The organism is Klebsiella spallanzanii (assembly GCF_902158555.1).
GTDB lineage: Bacteria > Pseudomonadota > Gammaproteobacteria > Enterobacterales > Enterobacteriaceae > Klebsiella > Klebsiella spallanzanii.
Window position 1 is genome coordinate 71,030 of the sequence record NZ_CABGGS010000047.1, and the last position, 21,845, is coordinate 92,874.

General features: G+C 53.1%; 21 protein-coding genes. 7 read left to right on the top strand and 14 right to left on the bottom strand.

Translation table 11 applies throughout. The features are described from left to right. Positions 1-193 precede the first annotated feature (193 nt). Both FN082_RS28630 and FN082_RS28635 read left to right on the top strand, forming a co-directional pair. Positions 194-937 (top strand): DeoR/GlpR family DNA-binding transcription regulator, encoded by a 744-nt coding sequence (locus FN082_RS28630; RefSeq protein WP_142461608.1) that lies wholly within the window; start codon positions 194-196, stop codon positions 935-937. After that, positions 930-2,021: an oxidoreductase gene (locus tag FN082_RS28635; protein WP_185932174.1), complete on the top strand. Its 1,092-nt coding sequence runs from the start codon at positions 930-932 to the stop codon at positions 2,019-2,021. The genes FN082_RS28630 and FN082_RS28635 overlap by 8 nt, the downstream gene beginning before the upstream one ends. Before the next feature lie 69 nt (positions 2,022-2,090). Here FN082_RS28635 and umuC read toward each other — a convergent pair whose 3' ends face one another. Beyond that, positions 2,091-3,356 carry a translesion error-prone DNA polymerase V subunit UmuC gene (umuC, locus tag FN082_RS28640; protein WP_142982807.1) on the bottom strand — a complete coding sequence of 422 codons (1,266 nt, stop codon included), beginning with the start codon at positions 3,354-3,356 and terminating at the stop codon, positions 2,091-2,093. Next, on the bottom strand, positions 3,356-3,778 hold the full coding sequence (gene umuD / locus FN082_RS28645) for a translesion error-prone DNA polymerase V autoproteolytic subunit (protein WP_139538024.1): 423 nt from the start codon (positions 3,776-3,778) through the stop codon (positions 3,356-3,358). Before umuD ends, umuC begins: the two co-directional genes overlap by 1 nt. Before the next feature lie 294 nt (positions 3,779-4,072). Here umuD and FN082_RS28650 point away from each other — a divergent pair, with 294 nt between their 5' ends. The 3 genes from FN082_RS28650 to FN082_RS28660 all read left to right on the top strand — a co-directional run bounded on the left by FN082_RS28650 (position 4,073) and on the right by FN082_RS28660 (position 5,109). Continuing rightward, positions 4,073-4,267, top strand: coding sequence for a hypothetical protein (locus FN082_RS28650; protein ID WP_139538023.1), 195 nt, complete (start codon positions 4,073-4,075; stop codon positions 4,265-4,267). Positions 4,268-4,423: 156 nt separating this feature from the next. After that, positions 4,424-4,615 (top strand): hypothetical protein, encoded by a 192-nt coding sequence (locus FN082_RS28655; protein ID WP_139538022.1) that lies wholly within the window; start codon positions 4,424-4,426, stop codon positions 4,613-4,615. A 179-nt stretch (positions 4,616-4,794) separates the two neighbouring features. Then, on the top strand, positions 4,795-5,109 hold the full coding sequence (locus FN082_RS28660; protein WP_139538021.1) for a PTS sugar transporter subunit IIB: 315 nt from the start codon (positions 4,795-4,797) through the stop codon (positions 5,107-5,109). A gap of 134 nt (positions 5,110-5,243) precedes the next feature. Here FN082_RS28660 and FN082_RS28665 read toward each other — a convergent pair whose 3' ends face one another. The 5 genes from FN082_RS28665 to FN082_RS28685 all read right to left on the bottom strand — a co-directional run bounded on the left by FN082_RS28665 (position 5,244) and on the right by FN082_RS28685 (position 10,452). Then, on the bottom strand, positions 5,244-5,825 hold the full coding sequence (locus FN082_RS28665) for an outer membrane beta-barrel protein (protein ID WP_142461604.1): 582 nt from the start codon (positions 5,823-5,825) through the stop codon (positions 5,244-5,246). 125 nt (positions 5,826-5,950) lie between these two features. Further along, entirely contained in the window at positions 5,951-6,580 is a 630-nt protein-coding gene (locus tag FN082_RS28670; RefSeq protein WP_139538019.1) for a winged helix-turn-helix transcriptional regulator, read from the bottom strand. 220 nt (positions 6,581-6,800) lie between these two features. Next, positions 6,801-6,989 (bottom strand): cold shock small protein YmcF, encoded by a 189-nt coding sequence (gene ymcF, locus FN082_RS28675; RefSeq protein ID WP_139538018.1) that lies wholly within the window; start codon positions 6,987-6,989, stop codon positions 6,801-6,803. Between the two features lie 742 nt (positions 6,990-7,731). After that, positions 7,732-8,601 (bottom strand): aldo/keto reductase, encoded by an 870-nt coding sequence (locus FN082_RS28680; protein WP_142982808.1) that lies wholly within the window; start codon positions 8,599-8,601, stop codon positions 7,732-7,734. Between the two features lie 234 nt (positions 8,602-8,835). Then, positions 8,836-10,452, bottom strand: a complete 1,617-nt coding sequence (locus FN082_RS28685; protein WP_142982809.1) for a peptide ABC transporter substrate-binding protein — start codon at positions 10,450-10,452, stop codon at positions 8,836-8,838. Between the two features lie 189 nt (positions 10,453-10,641). Between FN082_RS28685 and mpaA the strand changes: the two genes are divergently transcribed. Further along, entirely contained in the window at positions 10,642-11,355 is a 714-nt protein-coding gene (mpaA, locus tag FN082_RS28690) for a murein tripeptide amidase MpaA (RefSeq protein WP_142982810.1), read from the top strand. Here mpaA and ycjG read toward each other — a convergent pair. After that, positions 11,346-12,311 carry an L-Ala-D/L-Glu epimerase gene (gene ycjG / locus FN082_RS28695; protein ID WP_142982811.1) on the bottom strand — a complete coding sequence of 322 codons (966 nt, stop codon included), beginning with the start codon at positions 12,309-12,311 and terminating at the stop codon, positions 11,346-11,348. The two genes, mpaA and ycjG, sit on opposite strands and share 10 nt — an antisense overlap. A gap of 101 nt (positions 12,312-12,412) precedes the next feature. On the opposite strand from ycjG, the gene tpx reads away from it, so the two are divergent. Beyond that, positions 12,413-12,919 (top strand): thiol peroxidase, encoded by a 507-nt coding sequence (gene tpx / locus FN082_RS28700; RefSeq protein ID WP_142982812.1) that lies wholly within the window; start codon positions 12,413-12,415, stop codon positions 12,917-12,919. A gap of 45 nt (positions 12,920-12,964) precedes the next feature. On the opposite strand, the gene FN082_RS28705 is transcribed toward tpx, so the two are convergent. The 6 genes from FN082_RS28705 to FN082_RS28730 form a co-directional block, all read right to left on the bottom strand. Beyond that, a complete protein-coding gene (locus FN082_RS28705; protein ID WP_185932175.1) occupies positions 12,965-14,020 on the bottom strand; it encodes an AbrB family transcriptional regulator in 1,056 nt (351 codons plus the stop codon). A 115-nt stretch (positions 14,021-14,135) separates the two neighbouring features. Continuing rightward, positions 14,136-15,677, bottom strand: coding sequence for a transcriptional regulator TyrR (tyrR, locus tag FN082_RS28710; RefSeq protein WP_139538012.1), 1,542 nt, complete (start codon positions 15,675-15,677; stop codon positions 14,136-14,138). Positions 15,678-15,909: 232 nt separating this feature from the next. After that, positions 15,910-18,417, bottom strand: a complete 2,508-nt coding sequence (locus tag FN082_RS28715) for a PEP/pyruvate-binding domain-containing protein (protein WP_235892163.1) — start codon at positions 18,415-18,417, stop codon at positions 15,910-15,912. Beyond that, entirely contained in the window at positions 18,417-19,316 is a 900-nt protein-coding gene (locus FN082_RS28720; RefSeq protein WP_139538011.1) for a phosphatase PAP2 family protein, read from the bottom strand. Before FN082_RS28720 ends, FN082_RS28715 begins: the two co-directional genes overlap by 1 nt. Continuing rightward, positions 19,313-20,398 carry a lysophospholipid acyltransferase family protein gene (locus tag FN082_RS28725; protein WP_142982813.1) on the bottom strand — a complete coding sequence of 362 codons (1,086 nt, stop codon included), beginning with the start codon at positions 20,396-20,398 and terminating at the stop codon, positions 19,313-19,315. Before FN082_RS28725 ends, FN082_RS28720 begins: the two co-directional genes overlap by 4 nt. 106 nt (positions 20,399-20,504) lie before the next feature. After that, positions 20,505-21,818 carry a 6-phospho-beta-glucosidase gene (locus FN082_RS28730; protein ID WP_139538009.1) on the bottom strand — a complete coding sequence of 438 codons (1,314 nt, stop codon included), beginning with the start codon at positions 21,816-21,818 and terminating at the stop codon, positions 20,505-20,507. Positions 21,819-21,845 lie beyond the last annotated feature (27 nt).

The following is a 21,845-nucleotide window of genomic DNA, read 5'->3' on the forward strand; positions in this document are numbered from 1 at the left end:
GATCTTTAAAACAGACGATTACATTGAGCATTTCAGCAACTATTCCCCACCGTCATTAAACGTTTCATAAACAAACCCCCAGGAAAAATTTTACAGAAACCCGCCATCCTGAGAAGCATATCGTTCTGTGATATCTTTCCCGGAAAAATGCTGTATTATGCAAGTTATTGCAGTATTTTGCGGAATTTAAAGCATGCACAAAAAAGCCAGACAAAAATATCTGATTGATATTCTTAGTGAAAGAGGTCAAATCACTATCAGCGAACTGGTAGATAAACTGCAGGTTTCTGCGGATACACTACGCCGCGACCTTAGCGATCTCGAAAAGCAGGGGTTGGCCCAGAAAAACCACGGCGGCGCTATCGCGCTCAATCTCTCAGTCATGAACCGCCAGAGCCGAAACGCGCTGCTCCCCGATACCAAGCAGCGCTTAGGCAAAATGGTGGCGGAGAAGATCCCCTGCGGTTCGACGCTGTTTCTTGACGCGGGCAGCACTGTATTAGCCGTCGCCACCCAGATACAGGGACCGATGACGGTCATTACCACCTCGTTGGATATTGCCCAGCACTTTAGCGATCGCCCTGATATTCAGCTTATTTTGCTGGGTGGCAAGTGGGATATGCAGCAGCGCCTGTTTGCCGGTAGCGCCACGGTGTCGCTGCTGGAACGCTATCGAGCGGATATCGCTATTCTCGGCGCCTGCGCGCTCCATGCCGAACTTGGTCTCAGCGCCAGCCAGGAAGCGGATGCTGAAGTCAAGCGCGCCATGCTGACGGCCAGTGCCGAACATTGGCTGGTCGCCGATCATATGAAACTGAATCACTGCGAGCCCTGGCTGGTTGCCGGACTCGCCGACATCCATCAGCTCTTTCTCGACCGCCCATGGGAAGAGTTGAAGGATAACGGCTCAACACAACTCAATATCGCTGATGCTTAATAACGCGGAGATGCTTATGACTAACGGTAAGAACATTAACATTGCCTTGATTGGCTACGGCTTCGTCGGCAAAACTTTTCATGCGCCGCTGATCCAATCTGTCGACGGGCTAAATCTGGCGATTGTCGCTTCCCGCGATGAAGAGAAAGTGAAGCGCGATCTGCCGGATGTTACCGTCATCGCGTCGCCTGAAGAGGCTATTCAGCATCCGGATGTCGATCTGGTGGTCATCGCCTCCCCTAACGCGACTCATGCTCCGCTTGCCCGTCTGGCCTTAAATTCTGGTAAGCACGTGGTGGTCGACAAACCGTTTACGCTCGATATGCAGGAAGCCCGCGAGCTGATTGCGCTTGCAGAAGAGAAACAACGAGTGCTGTCAGTATTCCACAACCGCCGCTGGGACAGTGATTATCTGGGAGTAAAGCAGGTTATTGAACAAGGGGTTATCGGAAAGATTAAACACTTTGAATCACATATCGATCGCTTCCGCCCCGAGGTACGCGTCCGCTGGCGCGAGCAGAACGTACCTGGCAGCGGTCTGTGGTTCGATTTAGGTCCACATCTGATTGACCAAACCCTGCAACTGTTCGGCCTGCCGCAGTCGGTACAGGGCAATATCGCGACCCTGCGTGAAGGCGCGGAAATCAACGACTGGGCACATGTGGTCCTGAACTATCCGCAGCATAAAGTGATTCTGCACTGCAGCATGCTGGTGGCGGGTGGCGTATCGCGCTTTACTGTTCATGGCGATAAAGGCAGCGTAGTCAAACAACGAGCCGACCAGCAGGAGAGCCAACTGCTGGCGGGCGTGGTTCCGGGCAGTGAAAGCTGGGGCCATGACGACGATAGCCTGGTGGTGTTTGATACAAACCTGCAATCCCGGGAGATCGGCACGCTGCGCGGCGATCAGCGCCAGTACTATGTTCAGGTCCGCGACGCGCTAACGGGTAAAATCAACAATCCGGTATCACCATTAGAAGCGCTCGCTGTGATGGCGGTGCTGGAAGCCGCAGTGCAATCCGCCGAGAGCGGAACGTCGCAAACTTTAGCACTGACCGCTGATGAACTGGCGGGTCTGAAGTAAACGGTAAACAAAGGCGCGGACAGTTTTACGTCAGCGCCACTGCGGATGACGGAGTCCTTTATTACCCGTCTACAGTTTCACCCGTAGCAAATCGCTGAACCGGGTGGTGTAGGCGGGCGATAACATATGCCGCTTCATTTCCCAGCTACGCTCTATCCCCTGTCCGGCAAACCAGAGTTGCCCTTTTTCTCGCTTGTTAACGAAGTCGAGCACCGTCATAAGCTGTTCACTATTAGCCCGCGGACGATAGTCATCAAACAGGCCCAATTGAGCCACGCCCTGGCTAAAGAAGTCCCCTAGCATCACGCCACACTTTTGATACCGGCATCCCTCTCGCCAGATGGTATCCAGGCATTTTATCGCCGCAGCAACAATATCCCGGGTATCCTGAGTCGGGATCTGGATTGTCGTTCCGGCATCTTTGCCATAATAAACCTCATTACCCGCAAACGGACTGGTTTTAACAAAGACGGAAACATAGCGGCAGTACTGGTGCTCCGCGCGCAGCTTCTCAGCGGCGCGAGCCGCATGGCTGCATATTGCTTCGCGCATCGGCCCATATTCATTCACCTTCTGACTAAATGACCGCGAGCAGATAATTTGCTGTTTCGTCGGCATGTACTCTTCCTGCTCAAGGCAGGACTCACCGCATAGTTCCCGTACGGTGCGCTCCAGCACAACGCTGAAATGTTTTCTGATAAGCGAAGCAGGCGTCCCGGCAAGTTCAAGAGCCGTTTTAATCCCCATATCATTAAGCTTTTTCGCGATTCGTCGACCCACTCCCCAGATTTCACCAACGCCAACCCTTGCCAGCAGTTTCTTCTGTCTGGCCGGCAGGGAGAGATCGACAACGCCCTCAAATGTTGGCCACCTCTTTGCCGCATAATTGGCCAACTTGGCCAGCGTTTTCGTCGGCCCAATCCCCACTCCCACCGTCAAGCCCGTACACTGAAGCAATGTGCTTCGCACGTGGCGACCAAACGCCTCAAGCTCATCAGAACGATGAATTCCACAAAGACTCACGAACGCTTCATCAATGGAATATTGATAAACCGCAGGCGCCAGCTCTTCGAGAAGAGTCATGACCCGATTGGACATATCGCCATAAAGCGCATAATTACTGCTGAAAACCGCCACCTGATGACGCTCAAACTGTGATTTCATTTTGAAATACGGCGCCCCCATTGGGATTTCCAGCAGTTTAGCCTCATTGTTTCTGGCAATCACGCAGCCGTCGTTGTTGCTTAGCACCACTACCGGACGCCCGCGTAAATCGGGGCGAAAAGCCATTTCACAGCTGGCATAAAATGAATTCACATCCACCAGGGCAAACATTAACGAAGCCTGTTGAGACTGAAAGTGACAACCCCAAAGATCTCCAGATCTTCGCCGTCATGGTGCAGCACTATTGGCGGGAAATCAGGGTTCATCGGCAACAATTGCATCGTGGGGTGCATACAAAGGCGTTTAACCGTGTACTCACCGGCCAGTGAAGCAATGATAATATCGCCATGCTTCGCTTTCAGGCTGCGATCCACCACCAGCAGCGTGCCTTCATAAATGCCGGCATCAACCATCGACAGGCCTGTCGCCATGACAAAAAAGGTAGCCGCTGGATGGCTGACGCAAAGCTCATTGAGATCTATCCCCTTCTCAATGTAATCCTGTGCCGGGCTGGGAAACCCACATTGAACAAAGTCGCTAAATAGCGGAATTGACATGACCTGACGCAATTCAACCGGTTTGTAGAACATCATAATAAACTTACCCACGACAATACTGTATTTATATACAGTATTAATACTTCATCGACGTTTATCAAGCCATCTCTCAAACATTAGCGTGAAGGCTTTGAAGTTGCGGTGAATTTAGCGTATTGGCTTGCGAATCGCTGAAGTGGCGAATGCCCCCTCGTACGTATTCCAGATGGTTTTTTACTGCACGCTGGAAATTTCCGCCAATTGGGAGGAGGATAGAATCAACTGATGTGCTCTTTGCTCATCACTCGTTGTTGGCCGTTGTCAACCCGACATACTGAACTGGAGATTCATATGTATTACACGTTAGGAGACAAGACTCTCCACTTTTATCGTTATCAGTGCCGCTTTTACGTCGCTCATTGGGACGGTGGTCATGTGATGACGGAGAAGTTCAAGCCGTTTATTGCCTCAATCACCGAGAAAACCGGCATTGATGCGAAGAACGTTGAGGCGGCGGCGCGGGACTACTTCACTAACGTTGATTAAGATTGTACTTAATACCATCGCTATTGACGTTTCATAGCGATGGTGGTCACCTGTGGACAGTAGAAAGTTAAGACAAAAAAGCCGTGTCACGCGATCGTAAAATAAAGGTTGTAAGATAGAGCCCGGACGCCACCAGCGCTAAATCGAGGTGAAGAGATGGGAACAGTAAAAGCCAGCAATCTGGAACAGGCAAAGCAGCTTCTGCAGTCCGGCGACGCCATTAAAATCGAACTGGATTTCGAGCTCGACTCTGATGAGTTTTTTAATTTTGCCATTGAGTATTGTACCAATGGAGCGAAGCTCACGCGAGTCGGCGAGCGCTTCGTTATTTCACGAAAGAAAAAGTAGTCTGATAGTTTTACCCTGCCATTCACAGTATCACAGAAGCTGTCGGTTCTGGCTTCTGTGATGCCCTCCATGAGAATAAAAATAGCGGAATAAATTAATCTAAAAAATTGATACATCGCTCATTTTCATTAATGAGAGGAGAATAATGTAGCCACCGGTATCTCACCGAGGGTTAAATCGTGAAAAAATTATTAATATGTTGCCTGTTCGGCGAAACGGCGGGAATTCTCGCCCGGAAAATGCAAAAAATTGCCGATATTCGGAAACTGGATCTATTAATCAGCGCCGTTGGTGTGGAGAACTTCTTTAGTATCGCCCCCGCCTATGATGGCGTATTGGTCGCTCCCCATATCCAGTATAAAATTGAAGAATTTATTAACTCACTGAATTCCAGACAAGAAATTGCCGTTATTGAAAGCTTGCCCTATGCTTCATTTGATGGCGAAAAAATCCTTAGCTTCGCGCTGAATACAATGCCCCAATCTCTGTCATAGCCTGTATGGCTGAGACGAAAGAACCCACGAAACCATGGGTTCTTTCGTAAGGGATTATCTGTACAGGCACCCCCAGAAGCACACGATGAGCATCGGAGAAAGAGCCCCAGTATGGCCCAAAAACGGCCCTTTCCTTATTGCCCGAAACGGTAGCTAACCCCGGCCATCACAGAGCTAACATCGCTGCTCACGCCAATCTGGTTTTCGTTACCCACATTGTTGACCCACTGATATTCCAGACGCCCCGACCAGTTGTCGTTAAAGGCATATTCGGTACCGATAGCCAACACCGGGCGCACGCCGGTATCAAACCGATTTTTGCCATTAACATCGGACTCCGCACGATAGCCCATCACTCCTGCGCGACCGTACAGATCCCAGTCACTACCCAGGCTGTAGCTGGCTTTCAATGAAAGCTGTAGCCCCTGGCTTTTCATCTGTGACCCGGATGCGCCATGACGACCGTTGATCCCCATGTTACCTAAATAGTCATATCCACCTTCGACCGCCAGCCACGGGTTAATCTGATAGCCGGTAAATATACCGCCGCCAACGTTATCGCGATCAACGTCAACTTGTTGGTTGGTACTGGAATCGCCGTAATGCGACCATCCAAATTTAGACCCCGCATACCAGGTCCCCTCCTGCGCCGCAGCGAAAGCAGCGGTAGCCGTAAAAGCATTAGCAATAATTAACGTAATAAGCGTCTTTTTCATAATAATCCTGTTGTCGACCCGTTGTCGAATAAATGAAATACTTAAGAATTAAGTGGGCCTACAATAAAACATTAATGCTACGCTGATAACCGCTTTATTATTTAATTTTGGACAAACAGGCACCCCTAAAAACGCTCGGGTAAATTATTTAATTCAATCAAATAGCCCCCCCGTTTAAACGTAATATAGTTACCACTTTTTAACGCAGATAACACATTTAATACACTGCTGCGTGATAAATGCGTACGTTCCTGAATATAATCCAGAATAGATACCCGCATTCGAGTCTCTTCCGGGAGCTGGCCCATTTCCAGCAGGTGGTTGCGAATAACGGCGTAAGTTCGCTGCTGAACAACCAGGGCGTCGCGATAAAAAAGATAAGCCGTGTGGTACGATAATAATGAGGCGACGTCTTCCCATACGCCGTGCTGGCGGAAGGTTTCCATCGCTTTTTGCGCATCAACGCGCAGTATCGTCGACTCTGTTTCCGCCCGCAGTTGGTGGCCGCGCACCGGCTGGATCATCTCGGCAATGCCAAACAGATGAGGGTGATAAACGGTGACAATCAGCAGGCCGTCTGAGGCTCTGAGTATGGAAAGCTCACCTTCCTGAAAAAGGTACAGCTGCGGTTGGTTTTTGTGCGTCCAGGTTATACGTTTTCGCGGCACTACTTTCATTTTTTCGGCAATTGGCTCCAGAAGAGCCGTCAAGCGCTGGATACTCTCTTCCGGGCGAACGGGCGGTAAAATATGCATAGAAAGACCTGATGGGTTCCGGTTTAAACTATTATAGAACGCAACCAGATTTCCGTAAAAATTGCGTAACTCCGCATTTACTCATATGTGAGCACACAAAAAAATCACAACACGATTTAAATTTAAACAAATGAAAAAGCTGCCTACGGGCAGCCTTGTCAAAAATGCTAAAAACATCTTACTGTTTAGATGTCAAAAGGCCCTTCTCAGGGCCGATATGTTACTTCCGTAGCTCCAGCGATGCCGAGTTTCTGGAAATATGCGGTACGATATTATCAAATGTAATCATTGCGGATTTACAAAAAATACATTTCGCACCAAACGGATTTTTTTCAGAAACATCATACGTTGATGTTCTGTACTGGGACCCATGACAGCATGGGCATCTGAAATGAATGTGGTCAGTCATGATGTTAGCCTCTCTTTGCTACAACATTCACTACCGCAGGGACATTTAGCCATATTTCACTAAAAACGCCTTCCCGGGTTTTCAGTGACAGCGTGGAAAACGCTGTTCTGAATGGTTGAGAATAACAATGACCTCATTGTCATTACTACTTATAGATGAATCTGAAGCTCACTTCAGATTGAACTCTATTACTGCACCAGCGATCTTTTAATGTTGTTAATTTTTTTAATTTGCCCTCAGGGCACGTAACGTTCGGTAAATTTCACTACCAAAAACAGCACTGTGCGGTTGGGATAGCGATATCTCTCCTGCACTTTTCTTCACGCTAAACGGGATACTAAAACTACCACCTTCAGTATCACCTTTAACGCCAGATTCTGAACCTGACTACTCGGGTTTAGACCGTCATCGTTGTCGCAGGTTCAAAAAAATTGCAAATATTTTTGCTTCACAGATTTTTTATTAAGACGATAAGAAGATTCTAAAGAAGGATTATCTATGGATAACGCTTGAGATGAGAACTGCTTCACTAAACCGTTTTATTAATACACCTGTGCAGCCAATCGACTTGCTATTAATCACACAGATGACGATTGATAGCAAGCTTTATTTTATACTCACTGCGATCCGCCAGTAAAATGAGGCCAGGCAACTGATTATGGTACAAAAAAACGCCATAATCAGTAAGCAACAATACGTATCTCTAGTGCCTGATTATGTACTCACCATGTAACCAGCGCGATCAGCCGTGGATTTTAACGCCAAGACAGCCGCGAACAAATTCAGGGTTAAAATGCTTCACGGCCTCACCAACATAGCCTAAATCCAGCCCGCTGATTTGGGCCATTTCGCTATCGGTCAGCGAGAAATCCCAAATGGCAAAGTTCTCTGCAATACGCTCCTGCCGGGTAGATTTAGGAATGACCGTGACGCCACGCTGCACGTTCCAGCGCAGGACAACCTGAGCAATGGTTTTTTGATGGGCATCAGCGATTCCCTGAAGCATTTCATCTTCATACGGTTTATGTCTCCCACCACCCAATGGTGCCCAGGCTTCAGGTTGAACGTTATAGTACTTCATGGTTTCAATAGCTACAGGTTGCGCAAAGTAAGGATGCAATTCGACCTGGTTCACCATGGGCTTAATTCTGACGGTTTCGCAGAAGTTGGCTAACACATGCGCATAGAAATTAGATACGCCAATGGCCTTCAGTTTACCCGCTTCATAAGCCTCTTCCAGCGCGCGCCAGGCGCTGAAATAATCGCCCATGGCCTGATGCAGTAAATAGAGATCAACGTATTCCAGCCCTGACTTTTTCAGCGACGCCTCAATACCGGCTTTAGCCATATCATAGTTGGCCATATCCTGAACCCACAGCTTAGAAGTGATAAATAACTCTTCGCGGGTACACAGACCTTCAGCGATGGCTTCATGGACCGCCTCACCCACGGCATCTTCATTGCTGTATACCGCCGCGGTATCGATGAGGCGATAACCGGTGCGAATAGCGCTTAACACCGACTGCTTGCATTCTTCTTTATCAGTGACCTTAAAAACACCAAAACCCATCATCGGCATTTTGAGGTTGTTACTTAATACTGAATATTCCACGGCAAAGCCCTCATCACGTTAAAACACGATTTTATGCCATAAACGCTGTCACAATTAATCTGTCATTCCTGATTTGGCTTATGCATAAAATTCATCAATAGGGTTACACGGCTACATTCGGAACGTGCAGCCTAAAAAGGCGGGAGATAATCAGAAGGAGAAACTGGCGCTGCAAGCCGCGCCAGCTCTGGGTTTATCCGTGGTTACCTTGCGTTATCAGGAAACCAGTACCGATCAGTGCTTCACGATATACATCGTGCGGCTATAGGCGACGTCTTCCGGGTTGGTTATCGGGTACCCTTTCAGCCACGGTTTAATCAGACGCCCGTTGGTGTACTGATAAATTGGCGCAATGGGCGCTTTCGACATAATGATTTTTTCCGCCGCGTTGTAATCATCGTTGCGCGCTTTTTCTGAGGTCTCCAGCGCCGCCTGGGCGAGAATTTTGTCGTAGGCCGGATCGTTGAAACGGGAGATATTGCCGCTATGGGTTGAGGTCAGCAGCGACAGGAAAGTCGACGGCTCGTTGTAATCTCCGACCCACGAAGCGCGGATCACATCAAAATTCCCGGTATTACGGCTGTCGATATAGGTCTTCCACTCCTGATTTTGCAGCTTCACATCAACGCCAAGGTTTTTCTTCCACATCGACGCCACCGCGATAGCGATTTTCTGATGATTTTCCGAGGTGTTATACAGCAAAGTCAGCTTCAGCGGACGGCTCGGACCGTAGCCCGCAGCCTGCAGCAGCGCTTTCGCCTGAGCATTCAGCTCGGCCTGACTCATGCTCTCAATTTGCACCGGCTGCGGAGTGAAGCCTGCGGTGACATCCGGGGTAAAGCGCCAGGCCGGTTTCTCGCCGGTTCCCAGAATTTTCTCTGCCATCAGACGACGGTCAATCGTCATGCTCAGCGCCAGGCGCACGCGCTCATCGGCAGTTGGCCCCTTCTGCGTGTTAAACGCATAGTAATAAGTGCCCAGCTGCGGCGGGGTATAGACCTGTCCCGGGATGTCCTTCAGCAGCTTCTGATACAGGTTTTTCGGAAACGACTCGGTGATATCGATATCGCCAGCAAGGTAGCGTTTAGTCGCCGCCGACTCCTGATTGATTGGTGTAAACGTGACCTGCTGGATCACCGTTTTTCCGTTATCCCAGTAGTGCGTATTGGGAACCACCACCAGCTTTTCATTTACCACGCGATCTTTTAAAACATATGCACCGTTACCAATCAGACTTCCTGGTCGGGTCCAGTTATCGCCGCTCTCTACATTGGCCTTTTGTACCGGATAGAAAGCAAAACTGGCGGTCAAATTACTGAACCACGGCAGCGGTTTATCCAGCTGTACCCGCAACGTTCGCGCATCTACAGCGGTAACGCCGAGGCTATCCGGAGCGGCTTTACCATCAATAATATTTTGCGCATTAGTGATACCGGCCAGCGCGGCAAACCAGGCAAATGGCGACGTGGTTTTGGGGTCAACCAGCCGCCGCCAGCTATAAACAAAATCCTCTGCCGTCACCGGCGTTCCGTCGGACCAGCGCGCGTGGTCGCGCAGGGTAAAGGTCCAGACGCGGTTATCATTGCTCTGCCAGCGAGTCGCCACGCCTGGAATAAGGTTGCCTTTCGCGTCCTGATTGACTAAACCTTCAAAAAGATCGCGGATTACCTGAATTTCAGGCAGGCCAACGGCTTTAGCGGGATCTAAGGTGGCAGGCTCATCTTTAATGTGCCGCACCAGCACCTGTTTTTCGGCTAATACGGTGCCAGGCGGGACATCCGCCGCCCTGGCAAGAGAGGAAACGCTGGCTAACCACAGCGCGCCGCATGTCAATGTGACAGGATACTTCATAAGATCCCCTTTAAAATAAAAAAACCACAGCTGGCAGTGCGATAATTATTTGTTTCATCACCTGAAATTGCAAACGGCTTGTGAAAGAAAATTGACATATGTGCTGATTTCACCATCGCTGGAAACTATTTGATTCCGGGACGGTTTTACACAACACTGCTGAAAAATAACCTGATAACAGGATGCCCTATGCCCGTTTCTCGTCCCCGCCCCCAGCGCGGTGATTTTCCGCCGGGAACCCAACGCTACGGCCAGTCCCAACTGGGCGCGCCGCTGTTGTGGTTCCCTGCGCCGCTGGCAGATAGCCGCAGCGGCCTGATTCTTGCCGGTACCCACGGCGATGAAAACTCATCCATCGTCACGCTTTCCTGCGCGTTACGCACGCTCAAGCCGGAACTACGACGCCACCACGTGGTGCTGGCAGTGAACCCTGATGGCTGCCAGCTGGGGCTGCGCGCCAACGCGCGCGGCATCGACTTGAACCGCAATTTTCCCGCGGCAAACTGGAAGGAAGGCGAAACGGTTTATCGCTGGAATAGCGCGGCGGAACAGCGCGATGTCGTACTGCTAACCGGTGAAAAACCGGGCTCAGAACCAGAAACTCAGGCGCTGTGCCAGCTGATCCACCAGATCCACCCGGCGTGGGTAGTTTCATTTCACGATCCGCTGGCCTGCATTGAAGATTCCGGCCACAGCGAGCTGGGGCACTGGCTTGCTGATGCGTTTAGCCTGCCGCTGGTGGGGAGCGTCGGCTATGAAACCCCCGGCTCCTTTGGCAGCTGGTGTGCAGATATCAGTCTGCCCTGCATAACCGCTGAATTCCCGCCGATATCCGCCGACGAAGCCACGGATAAATACCTTCAGGCAATGACCGATCTGCTGCACTGGCACCCTCAGAGATGAAGTACGCCGGTGCTGAAATGCAGCGCCGGTTCAACATCCACCGCCAGCCAGGTCGGGCCATCAAGATCGGCAAAACGGGCCAGCGGCGTCAGCGGCAAAGCCGCGCTAATGGCCCTTGAGGTACACAGCATACAGCCGAGCATCCGCGCAAATCCCAACCGTTCCGCCTCCTCTGCCAGCAATAGCGCTTCGGTCAGGCCGCCGCTCTTATCAAGTTTGATATTGACCATCTCGTAGCGGCCGCGTAATTCAGCCAGATCCTCTCGAGTATGGCAGCTCTCATCAGCACAAATGGGCAGCGGATGGATAAAATTCTCCAGCGCGTCATCGGCTCCCGCCGCAAGCGGCTGCTCCAGCATCGCGACGCCGATATCCGCCAACAGCTGACAGCGCTCGGCCAGACCATCGCTGCGCCAGGCTTCATTGGCATCGACAATCAGCGTCGCCTGGGGCACCGCCTCGCGAATCGCTATCAACCGTTCGCTAATCAGATGATCATCAAGCTTCACTTTCAGCAAAGTGGCTCCTTTCTCCCACAGCGCCGCTGCGCTGGCCGCCATCTGCTCCGGCGTGCCAATCACCACCGTTTGCGCCGTGACCACCCGGTTAGGTAGCGTCACGCCCAATAGCTGCGCGATGCTCTTACCTAGGCTTCGCGCCTGCCAATCCCAAAGTGCGCAATCCACCGCGTTGCGGGCTGCCCCAGGCGGCAGCAGATGCTGAATCTGCTCGCGAGAGGCACCCCGCTCAATCTCTTCACCAATGGTCATAATCTGCGCCATCACGGAAGCAATGCTCTCACCATAGCGTGGGTAAGGCGTGCATTCCCCGACCCCCTTGACGCCGTTCTCTTCAATTTCCACCACCACGACTTTTGCCTCGCTACGGCTGCCGCGGGCGATCACAAAAGGAGTATGTAACGGCCAGGCTTCTTCATAGACTCGCAGATTTCGCATTCCCTGAACCTCGCAGGTAAGTATTAAAAGGATTTGCCGTGCTGATGACTGATGTCATACACTAGCCGTGACGTTAACTATATGTAAACAGGAAGATAACCATGTCACAAACCGTGCATTTCCAGGGCAACCCCGTTTCTGTTCAAGGCACCATTCCGCAGGCAGGCGCTAAAGCGCAGCCGTTTACGCTGGTCGCCAAAGATCTCTCTGACGTCGCGCTGAGCCAGTTCGCCGGCAAACGTAAAGTGCTGAACATTTTCCCGAGCATCGATACCGGCGTTTGCGCGGCATCGGTACGTAAATTTAACCAACTGGCGTTAGAACTGGACAACACCGTGGTGCTGTGCATTTCCGCCGACCTGCCGTTCGCGCAGTCTCGCTTCTGCGGCGCGGAAGGCCTGAACAACGTTGTCACGCTGTCCACCCTGCGCGGCGCGCAGTTCCTGGCCGACTACGGTGTGGCCATCTCCGCAGGCCCGCTGGCCGGTCTGGCGGCGCGCGCTGTAGTCGTCATTGATGAAAACGACCAGGTTGTTTACAGCCAACTAGTGAATGAAATCACCGAAGAGCCGGACTACGACGCAGCTCTGGCCGCGCTGAAAGCGTAATCTCGCAGCTAAGCTATGTAAGCCCTCGTTTATCGGGGGCTTTTTTTATTCCCGCTCCGCATAGCGAGAGATAAAACGTGCAATCGCCGGGCCGGTCAATAAGATGGTGAACAGCCGCAGCGTCTGCATCGCCATAATAAACGACATATCCGCCCGCGTACCGGCAGCGATAATCGCTACCGTATCCAACCCGCCTGGGCTGGTCGCCAGATAGGCGGTCATAAAGTCCAGCGGCAAAACCTGCGTCAACCCAAAAGCCATCAGCGCACAGAGCAGAATCAAGCCAATGATTGATGCCAGGATCTGCGGCAGGGTTTTGAGCGCCAGCAGGAAAATCTGTTTATTAAACTTTAGACCAACGCTCCAGCCTATGGCGGCATAAGCTAACGCCAGCAGCCACTCAGGAAGTTCGAGCTGTAGCCAACCTTCTCCCTGCACCAGGGCGCCGAACAGCATAGGGAAAAGCATTGCGCCGGAAGGGAAACGCAGTCGTAGTCCCAACCACCCCGCCACCGCGGTCAATAATAGCGTGAGCGGCAACTGCCAGCTTATCGAAGGAAACCAGATAACCTGTTGAGTCATTCCCTGGGCATCGCCACCAAGGGCGACGCGAACGACGAGCGCCGCGGCTCCGGCAACGAATAACACCCGCAGATACTGCATCAACGCCACCAGCCGAACGTCGGCTCCGTACTCCTGAGCCATAATCACCATCGCTGAAGCGCCGCCTGGTGAACTTCCCCACGCGCCGGTCGCGCCCGGCAATGCGCTATAGCGCACCAGCAGCCACCCCGCCAGCGCGCTGATAGCAAGGGTGGAAAAGAGGATCAACAGTACTAGCGCCCAATTAGCCAGCAGAACGCCGAAGATGGAGGGGGTCAGGCTGCGGGCAATCATGCAGCCGATAATCGCCTGAGCGGCAACAAAAAAAGGACGGGGAACGCAGATTTCTGCGCCGCAAAGGCTAAGAGTAATTCCGGCAATCATCGGCCCCAGCAGCAGCGCGGCGGGAAGATGAAACCAGAACAGCACAAAAGAGAGCGCGCTGGAAAGCGCCAGTAATTTCATCCACTGAAAAAAACGACTACGCCAGATCCACATGCGTATTCCTGCAAAAAGAAGAGTAAAAATGGAGTATATACAGAATCCTTCTACGGAAGGACCCCGCCCTTTTCTGGAAATGCCAGCCGGCGGCACAGGCAGCCGGCCAGGGGAGTTACTCGTCGCCTTTTTTCTGGCTTAAACCATATTCGCGTAGCTTATTCGCTATCGCGGTGTGCGAAACGCCAAGACGCTTGGCCAGTTTGCGCGTGCTGGGGAAGCTACGATAAAGCTGGGTGAGCACTGAGCGCTCGAAGCGGCGGGTAATATCATCCAGAGAGCCTTCCATCGCCTCTTCGCCCACCGCCAGCGAAGCAACGTCGTGATCCGGTAACAGAATATCCTGAGGGCGCAGTTCAAAACCATCCAGTTGGGTCAGCGCACGATAGATAGCGTTCTTAAGCTGACGTACGTTACCTGGCCAGCTATAGCGCGTCAGAACGGTATTTAAATCAGCTGAGAGTTTCGGCCGCGGGATCCCTTGTTCATCGGCAAAACGCGCCACGAACAGTTCGGTCAGGGGCATGATATCCTGCGGACAGTCGCGTAGCGGCGGCAGGGATAGCGTCAGAACGTTAAGGCGATAATAAAGGTCTTCACGGAACAGCCCCTTCTGCACCAGCTCCACCAGGTTTTTCTGCGTAGCGCAGATAACCCGAACATCCACGTGCACTTCATGATCTTCACTCACCCGCCGGAAAGTACCATCATTGAGGAAGCGCAGCAGTTTGGTTTGCATCCGTGGGGACATTTCGCCAATTTCATCCAGCAGAACCGAGCCGCCGTTAGCCTGCTCGAAAAAGCCTTTTTTCCCCTGGATGGCGTCGCCAAATAGCTCGCTTTCCACCGCGTCCTCCGGGATAGAGCCGCAGTTCAGCGCCAGATAAGGCTTACCCGCACGCGGGCTGGCCAGATGGCAGGCGTGGGCTAGCAAATCTTTACCGGTGCCGGTATCGCCGACGATCAGCAGCGGTGCGCTGAGCATGGCCAGCTTGCGAGCCTGCTCAACAACGTGACGCATTTTCGGACCCACGGCGAGGATCTGGCTAAAGGCGCTGGTATCCTGGATAGTCATCGTTTGCAACTGACGCCCCATACGAACCGTCGAACGCAACATCGCTACCGCGCCGGTTAATACCCTTTCGCCATGCTCACTTTCCAGATAAACCGGCGTGATCTCCAGCAAGAAGTTCTGGCCGTTAACCACGACATGTTCAGCATGCGACTCTTGTGGGCTATTCTCCAGCCAGCGCTGAACGTTAAAATCGGTAATCAGCTGCGCGACCGGGTGGCTACGCAGCTTATCCTGGCTCTGGCCAAACAGCTGACAGCTGGCCGGGTTAGCCAGTTCAACTTTACCTTTAGTATCAAGAGACAGTACCGGTTCCGGCATCGCCACCAGCAGCGCGCTGAGCGCCAGATGCTCACGCTCTGACGGCATCCACGATACGGTGCGTACGTCGGTTACCCCCGAAATGCGGCGGATCTCCGCCATCAGGCTGCTGAAGTTGGCAAACTCCAGCTCGGCGAAATTGAGGTAAATTCGGCCAATAGGGTCAATATCGATGCCGCGCAGGTCGATACCCCGCAGCACCAATAAATCGAGTAATTCACGGGTCAGACCAAGACGGTCTTCACAAAAGACTTCAAGACGCATAGGAGTTTTCACCCTAAAGAGGCCAATGACGGATGAATAATAGGACAGTTACTTGCTGGCGTGAAGATAGCTGTCAACAATTATTGACAGTATGGCGGAAAAATGGCCTTTCTGCCGTAAAGTTATACGGTCAACGCGGACACATGACCAGAATCGTTCAGACGAGTCATCAGCCCTCAAACCGGCAAGGTACCTTATGCTGGTTTGAGGGCATCATCATCGAACCGCTCCGTTAACGCAAAATATCGACCACTCCCGTTCTTCCGTTCACCCTGACCCGCATCCCGTTCTCCAGCAGCGTCATCACCCCACGCACGCTCATCACCGCCGGTAGCTGCAGCTCACGTGCAGTGACCGCCCCGTGTGACAACGGTCCGCCGCTTTCGGTGATCACCCCGCTCGCGCGGTAAAACAGCGAGGTCCATGCTGGATTAGTCGTTCGCGCCACCAGAATCGCGCCTTTGGGAAACGCGGCAAACTCCTCCGGTCCATGAACCAGAAAGACCTCACCTTCCACCTCGCCAGGGCTGCCAGCCATCCCCTGTAATCCCTCACCCTGCGGCAATTCTGGGATCGCATCATCTTCGCCAAGATTCCATGACGGACTGCGCTGTTTCGCCGCCTGCCAGGCAGACTTATTGGCGTGCACCTGCGCGGCCAGATCTTCGAAAGCGTTCTGTGCCACCGCAGCATCAAGATCGGCGAATGACGCGAAATAGAGATCATCCGCTTCTTGCAGAATACCCGCCGCAGTCAGCCGCTCCCCCATCTCGCGCACGCCGCTGCGGAACGGCAGCGTCAGGCGCGTGGTCTGATAATGCTCAAGGTCGTCCAGCCAGGTATAAACGCGCGCCAGGCGAGTCACCTCTTCAACAAAGTAGCGCAGATCTTCCGGCACCTGAGCCAGCCAGGCGTGCTGCGCCGCTGAAGCCGTCAGCTTGCCGTTAAGCGCCTGCGCCGCCAAATCATCGTCCGGCAGCTCCACCAGCATTTTCAGCTGATCCAATACAATATGCGGCGCTTCAAGCCAGGTCGGATAATAAGCGTCGAAATCCAGCTCACGATGGCCGTGGCGTTGCAGGAACTGGTTGAAGTCAGTATCAAACGCAGGATATGCGCTAAGACGTGAAACAAGCGCCAGCGACGGGGTGTCGGCGAACTCCCGCAGCAGCTCAGGATCGCAGCGAACCTGCCGCGATAGCGCCCACAGCTCAGCGTTAACTTGCCCGGTTTTAGTCTCGGCGACCGACAGCAACAGATCGAACATCGATTTGGCCTCTGCCGCAGGCATCGACATTTGCAGGATCTGGTAGAGCACGGCATACAAGGTGCGCTGGGTCAGGGAAATAGCAATATTTGGCAGGAAATAGCGTTTACCCGCATCGCGTACCCGCAGCAGATAATCCCAGCACTGTGCCAGCGTGTAGCTAGCCAACGGCTCGCGCATCAGCGCGCCGATTTCCAGCAGATAGGTATCCAGATCGCGCATCCAGCGGATCGGCAACTCCTGCACCCAGGCATAGCGCTTTGCCAGCGTCGGCAGAGCCGCTCGCAGCTGCTCCAGCGAACTGATTCCGCCGGGCATTCTGCCAGCATACAGCTCCACCGCATTCTGGTTGCCATAGACATAGCACTCTTTTACCGCGAACCATTTCCCCCCAAAACCAGGCAGTCCCATCAGGGAAAAAGAGAAGTTGAGCGATTCATGGAAACCTTCCTCTACCAGATCCCAGGTCAACGGCGTTACCGCATTAGGAAAGCGTTCAGCGGATTCATCGCGCGTCCAGCGTTCCGGCACGAACGTGACCGGACGGGATTGCAGCAGATAGAACGAAGCGCCGGAAAATGCCCATTCAATATCCTGGGGAAAACCAAAGAACGCCTGCGCCTGCCGGGCGACGCTCGCCACCGTCAGACACTGTTCATCGCTAAGGGAACTCTGCGATTGCCGGGATGCGGGCAGGACTACATCGTGTACGCCCTGGCTGTCTTTGAGCAAAATCGTCTTTTTTTGTCCGATACTACGTTCCGTGACTTCTCCCTGCGGCATGGCAACGCGGTATTCATCCACCTCCCTCTCGCCGCCGACAACGCTCTCGCCTAATCCAAAGCAAGCGTTAATCAACACTTGCTCCAGCTCCCCGCGTACCGGATCGATGGAAAAGGCTACACCGGCCGCATCGCTTTCCGTCATCTCCACCATCTGCTGGATCACCACCGCCATCGCGGCGTCGAGGTGAACGAGTTGTAGATGCGCGCGATAGCGCATGGCGTGTTCATGCCATAACGAAACGTAGCATTCGCGCACCGCATTGAGGATCGCATCAGCACCGCGCATATTGAGCAAGGTATCGTGCTGTCCGGCGAAAGCCGCGCCGGGCAAATCTTCAAACGTCGCTGAAGAGCGCACAGCAACGTTCCAGTCCTTCGCCCCAAGCGCGTCCAGCCGTTGCGTTACCGCCGCGCATAGCGCTTCCGGCAAAGCTTGTCGACGAATGAGCGCCTGAATTTCGCGACTGCATATGCCGAAATCGTCATATTGTTGCAGTAGAGTCTGGATTTGCTCTCTTAGCGGCGCCAGAAACAGCTGATAAGCAGAAGCCGACACAATCAGACCGGGCGGCACCGGCAGGCCCCCTGCGGTCAGACGCGCGAGGTTGGCGCCCTTCCCCCCGCTCAGCGCCAGTTCGCTGGCGTGCGGATCGTGAAAGGTAAAAATCATCGAGTCTTCCGTTAGCATTATGCTTTCCTTATCATGTTGTTACGGCTGGAGAAGCCGCAGCGGCGCAGCCATACCAGCACCAGAAACGCCAGCAGAGCACCAAAAATCAGATCGATACCGTAGTGATAGCGTAGATAGAGCGTCGCCAGGATCAGCCCCGCCACCAGCGGCGACAGCAACAGCGCGCAAAGATAGCGACGCTGTAAAAGCAGATAACCAAATACATAGAGGCTAATCCCGCAGTGCAGGCTGGGAAAAACGTCCATACCCGTTCCGCCATTCGCCACCAGCGAAACCAGCAACGCAGTCAGCGCACCGCCTTGCGGCGGGTAGGTGAAAACGTCCGGAAAGGCAAGATAAGGCCCGGCGGCGGGTACCAGCAGATAGCCGATAAATCCAAAGAGGTACATCAGCATCAGGCCGTAGAAGAAACCACGGCTGGCAAGTTCATGACGGCGGAAAGCGCAAATCAGCACCGGCAGCAGAATAATAAAATAGAACGAGAGGTAGCACAGGCTCATTACCTCACTTAACCAGCCCCTCTCCCAGCCGAGTAGCCGTTCTGTTAATCCGCTGCCGAACAGCCAACGATCGCCCGCCAGCAGCCTGGCGTCCATTGAGCGCGGCATTGCCAGCTGAATCGCCTTAAACAGAGGGAAAACCAGCCAGCTGGCGGCAAACTGCAGTACACCAATCCAGCTGCGCCAGCGCGACGACGACGAACGCATTGATTGCAGCAACAGCAGCCAAACCACCACGCTGGCGATTACCGGCGCAATAAATTGGGGGTCACGCAGTTGCCAGGCGGAAAAAATCCCCAACCCGGAAATCAAGGCGATCAGGGCTAAGTAGATCCCATACCCCGGACGGTTCTGGTCTGCCAAACCGATAAAATGAGCGTTCTTTATCAGACTCAAGCTTTCACCTCTCCCCAAACCGAACGTTGCCGCCACCCCAGGTAAGCCGCAGCGTAAAGCAGCCACAGCCAGGGAAAGAGGATACCCAGCACTACCAAACAGGGCAGCCACAGCAGCGAGGCGGCAAAGCCGCTCGCCAGACGAAAAAACGTTACCGTGTTGCGCCCGTCGGCCTGTCTACCGACCCACCAGGCACAAAGCAGTACCGGAAAAAGCGCCAGCACAAACGGCAATTGCAGCACGCAGGCCCAAATGTTTCTTCGCCGCTGCCGCTTATCCGATTGTTTCTCAGCATGCACTCCGCTTGCGGCTCGTTTAAAAGCCAACGCCCAGGACTCGCCATGAAGCTGCCGCCGTTGGGCATAGCGTTCGGCGTCCACCATGGCCGCCTCGCTGGCACAGTTGACCGAAACCTGATTCAACGCATTGTTCACACATTCAGAGATTTCCGTTTCCCAGGCTTCCTGGGACTTATCTTCCCGCGCGGGAAATACCAGCGCTTCGCCAACCAGCAGCTCGACCCGCGAACCAAAGCGATCCGGAGCCTGGTAGAAACTCCCTACCGGGATCACCCGAAAGCGCTGGCCTTCCTGCAACAGTCGGCGAATGATTTTCACGGTTCCCGGCTGATAAGGCTGTGGTGCATAGCTCCATTCGCTGGTGCCTTCCGGAAAGATAACCAGACTGCCGCCCTGCTTTATATGGGCAATAGCGTGCAGCACAGGGTTTCCCGCCTGCGTCCGGCTAAAACCGTAGCGAATGCGATCTTTCTCACGCACAACCGGAATGCCGGTAAATAACAGGCGCAAAAAACGCGATCGCAGCAGTTGAACGGAGGCAAGAAACTGGCCATGCGGCAACAGTGGGCTAACCACCCACCCGTCGGTCGCCCCATTACGGTGGCTAACAAGCAGAATTGTGGGAATAGCGTCGTCCAGCGGTAAAACACGGTGGCCACGCTCGTCAATAAAATCGATCGAAGCGTAGTAGAAATGGCTCAATAGCCTGGCGATAAAGCGATACCAGCGCGGCAACGCTCTGCCCGGCGTGAATCGCAGCCAGGGAGGATTACGTTTTTCCATAACGTGCGGTTGTCATCATGTCCTTGTTTAACATTTCCGCACAATAGACGCTTCGTTAAGGGATTACAATGAGCAGTTTGGGGGCATCATCGCCCCCTCATAATTACTACGGATGAAATGCGGGCATCAGCTTCCGGTTATGTTCGATAACCTCGTCCAGCGCCTGTTCAAGCTTCTCTCCGCTGACAATCAACGGGTTAAGCACCAATGCGCTCCATGCCGTATGACGATTACCGGTTATCGCCGCTTCAATAGTTAGCCGTTCGAAGGACTTCATCAGTTGCAGCAGACGCAGCGTACCTTCCGGGAAGGACGCCACGTTCAGCGGCTGCGGACCGGAGGCGGTAATCAGCGAACTCACCTCAACGGCGCAATCATCGGGCAGACCGTTAATCGCGCCGTTGTTGCGCGTATTAACGTGCATAATAATGCGCTTGTCGTTGTGGATAGCGTTCATCAGCTCGCAGGCGGCTTCGGAATAGTATTGTCCGCCGCGCCCTTCCAGGGCCTTCGGTTTTACTGCCAGATTCGGATCGCTGTATTGTGCAAAAAGCTCTTTTTCCAGTCGCTTCACGACCTCGCCGCGAGTTCCTTCGCCGTCGGCTTCTTCCAGTTCCTGACGCAGCATGTCGTCTTTCATGTAGTAGTAGCGCAGATACGGGCAAGGGATCATCCCGAGTCCTTCCAGCAGATGCTGCGGCCAACGGAACGGCGGAATATTACGCGGTACCAGAGGATCGTTGCCTGCGGCAATCTGGGCGATCGCTTCCGGTAGCCACTCTTTACCTTTGTGCAAAATCTGCCGTACAAAAATAAAGTGATTCAGGCCAGCCACCTGCATGATGAAATCATTTTCGTTAGCGCAATTAAGCAGCTGCGCGACACCCTTTTGCATAATCACCGGTACGTTACACAGGCCCACGGCTTTAATTTTACTATGACGCAGTACCGCTTCCGTCACCATGCCCGACGGGTTGGTAAAGTTCAGCAGCCAGGCGTCCGGACACAGACGCTCCATATCCGCCGCAATCTCCAGAGCGATTGGGATAGTCCTGCAGGCGTTGGCAAAGCCGCCCAGCCCGTTGGTCTCCTGGCCGATCAGGCCATATTTTAGCGAGATGCGTTCATCGCTAATACGCGCATCGAGACAACCCGCACGAAACTGCGAACAGACAAAATCCGCCCCTGCCAGGGCGCTTTCCCGGTCAAGCGTTGCCACCACCTCAATCGATAAGCCTGCTTTAGCGATCATGCGCCGCGCCAATCCGGCGATAATTTCCACCTTTTCTTTGCCGTCTTCGATATCAACCAGCCATAGCGATGTTACCGGCATTTCTGTATGGCGAGTCAGCAGGCCTTCAATCAGTTCCGGGGTATAGCTGGAACCGCCGCCAATCACCACAATTTTAAGTCCTGACATGGTATGTCTCCATTTGATATAGGGTAT